Genomic DNA, 9398 nt, shown 5'->3' on the forward strand with positions numbered 1-9398 from the left:
CCCTATTGGGGGGCCACCCCCCCCCCCCACACTACCCCGGGGTTTCCCCGTCCCCCCCCCCGCCCCCCCGGGGGGGGCTGGCCCGGTTCCCCCCCCCCCCCCCCCGCCGCCGTTCCGAGAGAGACCCCATCCCCATGCACGCAGTGGCACCACCCCGCCGCACCGCCGTCCTCGCCCGCACCGTCCTCCTCGTCCTCCTCGCGGTTCTGGCGTCCGGCATGTCCACCGGCCCGGCCCGGGCGGCCGAGGGTGATGTCACCTGGACCGTCCGGACGGCCGCGAACGACTACGGCGAGGACCGGTCGTCCTTCAGCTACGCCGTCAACCCCGGCGGTGAGGCCGAGGACGCGCTGGTCGTCGCCAACCGCGGCACCGAACCGCTCACCCTCGCCGTCTACGCGGCCGACGGCTTCACCACGGACAAGGGGCAGCTCGACCTCCTCACCGAGGGGAAGGAGTCCCGCTCCGTCGGCTCCTGGGTCCGGGCCGGCCAGGGAAGCGTACGGATAGCGCCGGGGAAGAGCGCCGAGATCCCCTTCACCGTCAAGGTCCCGAGGGACGCGACCCCCGGCGACCACGTCGGCGGCATCCTCACCTCGCTCAAGCAGTCCGACGACGCCGAGGGCATCGCCGTCGACCGGCGCCTGGGCATCCGGATCAAGCTGCGCGTCAGCGGCGCCCTGCGGCCCGCGCTCGCCGTCGAGGACGCGCACGTCGACTACCGGGGCTCCGCCTCCCCGTTCTCCCGGGGCGACGCCACGGTGACCTACAGCCTCCACAACACGGGCAACGCCCTGCTCTCCGGCACCCAGAAGGTCACCCTCACCGGGCCCTTCGGGACGCTGAGCACCGACGCCGGCACCGTCCCGGCCTCGCCGGAACTGCTGCCCGGCGAGCGCTGGAAGGTCACGGTGCCCGTCCGTGACGTCACCCCGGCCCTCCGGCTCACGGCGGACGTCACCGTCACCCCGCTCATCACCGACGCGGCCGGCTCCACCAACGCCCTGGACCCCGTACGGGCCACCGCCCACGGCTGGGCCGTCCCCTGGGCCCTCCTGCTGGCGCTGCTCCTCGTCCTGGCCGCCGCCGCGGGCGGGTACCTGTACGCGAGGCGGGCGCGGGCCCGGCGCACGCGGCGCGAGGAGGAGCGGGTGCGTGAGGCCGTGGACCAGGCCCTGCGGGACGAGGCGGCCCGGCAGACCTGAGGAGCGGGCGCGGTACCGGACGCGGACACGGGAACGGGCCGCCCGCGGTGCGGGCGGCCCGTCCTCGTGCGTCAGGCGGACGGCTCAGGAGATCAGTTCGATCTCCGCCAGCGTCGCCGCCTCCGTGCTGACCAGCCGGTACGCGGCGTACGCCTTCGGCGCCCGCACCGAGAACACCCGGGTCTGCCTGTCCCAGGCGAACGTCTGGCCCGACCGCTTGTCGAGGTCCTTCCAGGACGTGCCGTCCGCCGACCCCTGGAGCACCCAGCCCGTCGGGGCCTTCGCCGCGGTGGCCGAGGTCAGGGTGTACTGGACCGCCTTCGTGCCCGCGGGGGCCGGCAGCTGCACCGACCCGACCGGGGCCGAGGTCGCCGAAGTGTCGTCGAACAGCGCACCGTCGCCCTTGAGCACGTCGCCCCGGGGGGCGGGCACCTTGTCGTCCTGGGCGATGGAGACCGGGGCCGCGTCCTTGCCGGTGCCCCACGACGAGGGCCTCGGGCCCATGTCGAACTCCAGCACGCCGCCCTTGGCCAGCAGGTCGTGCGGCAGCGAAGTGGAGGTCCACTTCTTGCCGTTGACCTTCAGGCCCTGGACGTAGATGTTCTTCGCGCTGTTCTTCGGGGCCTTGACGACCAGCTCGCGCCCGTTCTCCAGACGCACCGTCGTCTTCGTGAAGAGCGGTGAGCCGATCGCGTACTCACCGCTTCCCATGACCAGCGGGTAGAAGCCGAGCGAGGAGAAGAGGAACCAGGCCGACTGCTCGCCGTTGTCCTCGTCGCCGTGGTAGCCCTGGCCGATCTCGCTGCCGGTGTACAGCCGGCCGAGGACCTCGCGGATCTTCTCCTGGGCCTTCCAGGGCTGCGAGGCCGCGTTGTACATGTACGTGGCGTGGTGCGCGACCTGGTTGCTGTGGCCGTACTGGCCCATCCGGACGTCGCGCGCCTCGGTCATCTCGTGGATCACACCGCCGTAGGAACCGACGAACTCCTGCCCCGCGGTCTCGGGGGTGGAGAAGTAGGTGTCCAGCTTCTCGGCGAGACCGGCACGGCCGCCGTAGAGGCTGGCCAGCCCGCGGCTGTCCTGCGGGGCGGTGAAGGCGTAACCCCAGCCGTTGGTCTCGGTGTAGTCGTAGCCCCAGACACGGGGGTCGTACTGGTCGGCGGGCAGGCGCCAGTCGCCGTTCGCCTTCTTCCCCTGGAAGAAGCCGGTGTTCGTGTCGAAGAGCTTGACGTAGTTCTGCGCGCGGTTGAGGAAGTACTCGGACTCCTCCTTGTAGCGCTCGTTCTTCGTCTTCCGGTAGAGCGCCCGGCCCATCTCCGCGATGCCGTAGTCGTTGAGGTAGCCCTCCAGCGACCAGGACAGGCCCTCGTGCGTCGAGGTGTTCGCGTACCCGGTGAAGACCGAGGTGTCCATGCCCTTGCGGCCCACTCCCGGGGAGGGCGGGGCCACCGTGGCGTTCTTGACCGCCGCGTCGTACGCCGCCTCTGCGTCGAAGTCGACGCCCTTGACGTACGCGTCGGCGAAGGCCACGTCGGAGCTGGTCCCGGTCATCAGGTCGGAGTAGCCGGGGGAGGACCAGCGGGAGATCCAGCCGCCGTCCTTGTACTGCTGCACGAAGCCGTCGACCATCTTGCCGGCCTGCTTCGGACTGAAGAAGGAGTACGCCGGCCAGGTCGTCCGGTAGGTGTCCCAGAAGCCGTTGTTGACGTACACCTCGCCCTTGACGACCTTCGCGCCGGTCTGCGTCGGGGTGTCGGCGCCGGTCCGCGGCGAGAAGGGGCTCGCGTAGGCGCTCCTGCCGTCGACCTTCTCGAAGCCCGAGTTCGGGTAGAGGTAGAGCCGGTACAGGCTGGAGTAGAGCGTGGTCAGCTGGTCGGCGTTCGCACCCTCGACCTCGACCTTGCCGAGGATCTTGTCCCAGGCCTTCCGCGCGTCCTTCTTCACCTGGTCGAAGGAGGACTTCGCCGGCAGCTCCATGGCGAGGTTCTTCCTGGCCTGGTCGACGCTGATCAGCGAGGTGGCGAGGCGCAGGCCGACCGTGCGGTCCTTGCCCGCGTCGAAGCGGAAGAAGCCGGTGACGTCACTGCCGCCGCCGCCCTTCAGCCTGCCGCTGTCGGTGACCGGCGCGTCGAAGGAGCCGTATACGAAGAGCCGGGTGGCACCGGTCGAGCCGCCGCTCTTCACGTCGGAGTAGCCGGTGAACGAGGACGTCTTCGCGTCGAGGGTGAGACCGCCGTCGTTGGTGACGTTGTCGAAGACGAGGCTCGCGTCGTCACCGGGATAGGTGAACCGCATCCGCGCCGCGTGGTCGGTGGGCGTCATCTCGGCCTTGAGGCCGTTCTCGAACGTCACCCCGTAGTAGTGCGGCGTCGCCGTCTCGTTCTCGTGGCGGAACGGCAGCGCGCGGGCCGTACGGGAGGCGTCGGGAGTGCCCGGGGCCACCGACGGCATCATCTGGAAGGTCTGGCGGTCCCCCATCCACGGGCTCGGCTCGTGACTGGCGCTGAAAGCCTGAAGGGTCGGCAGGTTGTCCTCGTTGTTGCCGCGCGCGTAGTCGTACAGCCAGCTCGTGGAACCGGCGTTGGTCACCGGCGTCCAGAAGTTGAAGCCGTGCGGGACGGCGGTGGCGGGGATGTTGTTGCCGCGCGAGAAGCCGCCGCTGGAGTTGGTGCCGCGGACGGTCGACGCGTAGTCGGAGAGGTGTGCCTTGCGCTTCTCCGGGGCCTTCGGGGCGATCGTGATGTCGTCGATCCAGCCCTGGAACTTCGAGGGCCCCTTCGGGGAGTCGTACGCCACCAGGATCCGGTCGACGGTCTTGCCGGCCGCGACGGTGCCGATCCGCGAGTCGACCTTGTTCCACTGGTTCACGTACAGCCGCTTGGCGTCGGCCTGGCCCTGCGGGGTGAGCAGACCGCCGTGGCTGTCGGTGGCCTTCAGCTCGCTCAGGTAGGTGCCGTCGGTGAAGGCCAGGTCCACCGCGACGTGCGTCGCCGGGTAGTCGAGGTCCGTCTCGCCCATCTGCGGGTAGACCAGGTAGGACAGCTGCGTGTCCTTCGTGACCGCCGTGTCGACGTCGAAGACCTTGTTGTACGAGTAGGCGCGGCCGTCCGCCTTGTGCGTACCCGCGTAGCGCAGCGCCTTCTTCCCGGTGAACCCGGCGCCCTGCTTGGCGGTGGGGGACCCCGAGGGGCCCCGGTCGGCCTGGGTGCGCATGTCGTCGGGGGTGGGGGTGGAGGTGTCGCCGTCCGAGAACTGGACGTCGGCCAGCTGGAGCGCGTCGGACGCGCCGTTGTTCTTCGTGATCTCCAGCCGGAAGTGCTGGTAGGCGGTGTCCGTGGTGAGGTCGTAGGACTTGGTCTGGAACCGCCCGGAGAACGTCTGGCCGGTCCGGGTGTCCAGGTCCGTCCAGGTCGTGCCGTCGGCGGATCCCTTCAGGGTCCAGTCCCTGGGGTCCCGCTCGTCGTGGTCGTTGGCCGAGGTGAGGGCGTAGGTGACGACCTTGGTGGGCTCGGCCAGGTCGAACTCGACCCAGCCCGTGGGCGCGAAGGCCAGCCACTTGGTGCCGGGCTCCACGTCGGTCAGGTTCTCCTTGACCTCACCGCCGCCGGCGTTCTCGCCGCTGGCCCGGAGATCGGTGACCCGATCGGTGACATTGCCCGGTATCCCGGCGGAGAAACCGCCGTCGACACCCGACGCCCTCTTCCTGCCGTCGGCGCCCTCCTCGACGGTGTTGCGCCAGTCCGGCTGCTTCTCGTCCGTCTCGAACGAGGAGCTGAACGATGTCGAGCCGGAGGGCTTCCGCTCGGCGCCGGACGGCTGGGCGAGGGCCGCGGTGGGGGCCGCGAGGGCCATCACGAGAGAGGCCGCGAGGACCGCGGCCGAGTGGCTGTGTCTGTGGCGCGAACCGTGCTGGGGACCACGTAGGGGCTGCATACGGAGCCGTTCCTCCCGGGGGCATGCGTTGGACAACGTTGTCATTGCGGGATGCGGGTTCCAGTAGGGAGCCAAGTGACCGTGTGTGTCAAGGGTGTTGCGTGGGGTCGGCGCCGGTGATTCGACCGTATTGCGGAAAAAGGCGATTCCGTGCGACGGCGCGCGATGCCGATGTGTCCGCGAGGTCTCAACTCGGGAAAGACTGCTGCCCAACCATGCATACGATCTTGCTGAGTTGGCCGCAAGTGGACTATACCTGTCGGCGTCTGCACAGCCGCTTCACCGCGGCACGCGGGCACGGGGGAGGGTGGAACGGCTGCGGGCGCGCGAGGTGGCCCGCCGTGCGTTCCCCCGGAACTCCCCCACTGCATCTGGTTATCCGGCAATCTGCACGACCCAAGCGCAACTGACCGCGGTGGCGGGGCCCTTCGCCTGAGGCGAATTCACTACGGGTGACCGGTACACCGCCTGAGTCCTGGAGAAGGCGAGGACTTGAGCATGGGATCCACCTCCGGCCGCACGAATGAGGGCCTTGGCCGTCGCGACGTGATCAAGCGTTCGGCCGCACTCGGCCTGATCGCTGTTCCCACGATGAGCTTCCTGTCGGCCTGTGCGAGCAGCGACAGCGGAACTGACGACAAGGTCGAGAAGGGCACCAAGAGCGCGAAGAACCCGCTCGGTGTCAACGAGACCGCCGCCCTCGAAGTCGTCATCTTCAACGGCGGCTTCGGCGAGCAGTACGCCATCGACGCGGAGAAGAAGTACAACGAGTCCTTCCCCAAGGCACCGAAGGTCAAGCACTCCGCGACGGAGAAGATCCAGTCGCTGCTGCAGCCGCGCTTCAACGGGGGCACTCCGCCGGACCTGATCGACAACTCCGGTGCCGAGCAGATGGACATGGGTGTCCTGGTCGGCAAGAAGCAGCTGCTCGACCTCACGCCGCTGATGGACGCCCCGTCCTTCGACGACCCCGCCAAGAAGGTCCGCGACACGCTGCGCCCCGGTGTCCTGGAGATGGGCCAGTTCGACGGCGACCCGGTCTGGGTCATGTACTACGCGTACACCGTCTACGGCGTCTGGTACTCCCAGACCAACCTGGAGAAGCTCGACGCGGCGTACCCGGAGACCTGGGACGACATGCTCGCGCTCTGCGAGAAGGCGAAGAAGAAGGGCATCGCCGGCTGGACCTACCCCGGCAAGTACCCGTACTACCTGCCGTTCTCGCTCTACCCCTTCATCGGCAAGATCGGCGGCCGCGAGGTCCTCGACAAGATCGACAATCTGGAGCCCAACGCCTGGAAGGACCCGGCCGTCAAGGCCGCCTTCGAGGCGTACTACGAGCTCTTCCAGAAGGGCTACATCCTCAAGGGCACGCCCGGCCTCACCCACATCCAGTCCCAGACCGAGTGGACCAAGGGCAAGGCGCTCTTCATCCCGAACGGCTCGTGGGTGGAGAACGAGGCCGCGCCCACCACGCCCGGGGACTTCAAGATGATGGTCGGCGCGCCGTCCAGCCTGGACTCCTCCGACAAGCTGCCCTTCGGCACCCTGTGGGCGTCCGGCGGGGAGCCGTTCATCGTCCCGGCCAACGCGAAGAACCCGCAGGGCGGCATGGAGCAGCTGCGCATCATGCTCAGCGAGGACTCCTCCAAGAACTTCACCAAGACGGTCAAGTCCCTCAGCGCGTTCAACGGCGGCACCGACGGACTGACCCTGTCGACGGCGCTGCAGTCGGGTGTCGACGTCCTGGCGAAGGCCGGGGACAACGTGGTGAACCCGCGCATGCAGGACTGGTACGCGAAGCTCCAGAAGGAGCAGATCGGGATCGCCGGCATCGGCGAGATGATGGCCGGCCGCGCCACCCCGGCGGAGACCATCAAGAAGATCCAGGCCTTCGCCGACGCGGCGGCCAAGGACCAGTCCATCAAGCACTACAAGCACCAGTGAGCAACCGTCACCAGCGGCGGCACCCGCTCGGAAATCGGGGTCGGTAAGAGATGCAGCACGGCAAGTACCGGTTCATCGTGGGGTTCCTCGTGGCCCCGCTGGCGTTGTACGCCATTTTCGTCGTCTGGCCCTTCGCCCAGTCCATCTACTACTCGTTCACGGACTGGACCGGACTGAGCCCGGACTTCCAGATGGTCGGCTTCGACAACTACAGCCGGATGCTCGGCGACGACATCTTCTGGAAGTCCTTGCAGCACAGCGTGCTGCTCGCGCTGCTGCTGCCGCTGGTGACGCTGGGCCTCGCGCTCTTCTTCGCCTTCATGCTCAATGTCGGCGGCCGTCGGCGCAAGAACGCCGCGGTCGCCGGTGTGCGGGGATCCTCGTTCTACAAGATCGCCTATTTCTTCCCGCAGGTGCTGTCGATCGTGATCGTCGCCCTGCTCTTCCAGTTCGCGTTCAACCCGACGTCCGGAATGCTGAACGCGACCCTGAAGGCCGTCGGGCTCAAAAGCCTCCAGCCGGACTGGCTGGGAGATCCCGATCTCGCGCTCTACTGCGTGATGGTCGTCCTGATCTGGTCGACGGTCGGATTCTTCGTCGTCCTCTTCTCCGCCGGAATGGCCTCCATCCCGAAGGACTTCTACGAGGCCGCGCTGCTGGACGGCGCGAGCCGCGTCACGACGTTCTTCAGGATCACGCTCCCGCTGCTCTGGGACACCGTGCAGTCGGGCTGGGTCTACATGGGCATCCTGGCGCTCGGCGTCGAGGCCTTCACCGCCGTCCAGGTCATGACGGTCGGCCCCGGCGGCCCGGACTACTCCACCACCGTCCTGCCGCTGTACGTCTACCAGACGGCCTTCAGGGACGCCCAGGCCGGCTACGCGACCACCATCGGCGTCGGGCTGCTCATCGTGACCATGCTCTTCGCGGGCATCGTGATGCGGCTGGGCCGGCGCGAGCGGCTGGAGTTCTGATGCCTCCCATCCCGAGGTGCGGCGACCGGACGGCACGCGGTGCGCAGAACAGCTCGGTCCCGGAGGCCGGCCCGACAGTTGTACGAGGTGAGCACACATGAAGGTCACTGAGACTCCTCCCGCCGTCCCGGCCCAGCGTTCGCCGCTGTCGAAGACGGACGCCCCGGCCGGCGGGCCGGAGAAGAGCAGCGAGGGCAAGGTCCTCAACGTCTTCTCGCACGGTGTGCTGGTCATCTGGGCCGTTCTCGTCGTCATGCCGCTGCTGTGGGCGGTGATGGCGTCCTTCAAGACGGACGACTCGATCCTGTCGACGCCCTGGGCGCTGCCGGACAAGCTGCACTTCGAGAACTGGTCGCGCGCCTGGAACCAGGCGCACATGAGTGACTACTTCCTCAACACCATCCTGGTGGTGGGCGGTTCACTCATCGGCACCCTGCTGCTGGGGTCGATGGCGGCCTACGTCCTGGCACGGTTCGACTTCCCCGGGAACCGCTTCGTCTACTTCCTCTTCATCGGCGGGATGAGCTTCCCGATCATCCTGGCGCTGGTCCCGCTGTTCTTCGTCATGAACAACATGGGCCTGCTCAACTCGGTGCACGGGCTGATCCTGGTCTACATCGCCTACTCACTGCCGTTCACCGTCTTCTTCCTCACCTCGTTCTTCCGGACCCTGCCGACCTCGATCGCGGAGGCGGCCCTGCTGGACGGTGCCTCGCACACCCGGACGTTCTTCCAGGTGATGCTGCCGATGGCCAAGCCCGGCCTGATCAGCGTCGGCATCTTCAACTTCCTCGGGCAGTGGAACCAGTACATGCTGCCGACGGTCCTGAACACCGACCCGGACGGGAAGGTGCTCTCCCAGGGCCTGGTCGAACTGGCCACCAGCCAGGGCTACAAGGGGGACTGGTCGGGCCTCTTCGCGGGACTGGTCATGGCGATGCTGCCGGTGCTCCTGGCCTACATCGTCTTCCAGCGCCAGGTCGTCGCGGGCCTGACGGCGGGTGCGCTGAAGTAGCGGACCGGGGCGCCCCCGCCCGCGCTCCTCGTCACCGCGGGCCGGCCGCCCCCCGCGCACGAGGCACGCCCCGGGGCGGGGGTCCCGTACGCCGGCCGCCCCGGCCCGGGCGGCGGGCTCCCCGTGCGCGCCGCCACCGGCGCCCGGTGATCCGTCGGAAGACGGCTCAGCACCGCCCTGATCACGTCGCGGCAGCGCGGGTAGGCCGGGCCGCGACCGGGCCGCCGCCGACGGGCGGGCCGGGGGGCCGGGGGAGGCCAGGGGGGGCCGCCGCCGGACGGGGCGCGGGCGCCCGGGGCGGAGGGGACATAGCACAATGGGACC

The 9398-nt window shown here is 68.8% G+C and carries 5 protein-coding genes; 4 read left to right on the forward strand and 1 reads right to left on the reverse strand.

The genetic code is table 11. From position 1 onward, the window contains the following. Positions 1-134: 134 nt before the first annotated feature. Positions 135-1205 (forward strand): WxL protein peptidoglycan domain-containing protein, encoded by a 1071-nt coding sequence (locus ACFVS9_RS33435; protein ID WP_389938647.1) that lies wholly within the window; start codon positions 135-137, stop codon positions 1203-1205. 84 nt (positions 1206-1289) lie between these two features. On the opposite strand, the gene ACFVS9_RS33440 is transcribed toward ACFVS9_RS33435, so the two are convergent. Continuing rightward, positions 1290-5138: a GH92 family glycosyl hydrolase gene (locus ACFVS9_RS33440; protein WP_389938650.1), complete on the reverse strand. Its 3849-nt coding sequence runs from the start codon at positions 5136-5138 to the stop codon at positions 1290-1292. Positions 5139-5636: 498 nt separating this feature from the next. Here ACFVS9_RS33440 and ngcE point away from each other — a divergent pair, with 498 nt between their 5' ends. The 3 genes from ngcE (at position 5637) to ACFVS9_RS33455 (ending at position 9074) form a co-directional block, all read left to right on the forward strand. Then, on the forward strand, positions 5637-7085 hold the full coding sequence (ngcE, locus tag ACFVS9_RS33445) for an N-acetylglucosamine/diacetylchitobiose ABC transporter substrate-binding protein (protein WP_383118533.1): 1449 nt from the start codon (positions 5637-5639) through the stop codon (positions 7083-7085). 50 nt (positions 7086-7135) lie between these two features. Beyond that, on the forward strand, positions 7136-8059 hold the full coding sequence (locus tag ACFVS9_RS33450) for a carbohydrate ABC transporter permease (protein WP_389938653.1): 924 nt from the start codon (positions 7136-7138) through the stop codon (positions 8057-8059). A 97-nt stretch (positions 8060-8156) separates the two neighbouring features. After that, positions 8157-9074 (forward strand): carbohydrate ABC transporter permease, encoded by a 918-nt coding sequence (locus ACFVS9_RS33455; protein ID WP_383118531.1) that lies wholly within the window; start codon positions 8157-8159, stop codon positions 9072-9074. The last annotated feature ends 324 nt before the right edge of the window (positions 9075-9398 follow it).

This window comes from Streptomyces sp. NPDC058008, from assembly GCF_042886395.1.
GTDB lineage: Bacteria > Actinomycetota > Actinomycetes > Streptomycetales > Streptomycetaceae > Streptomyces.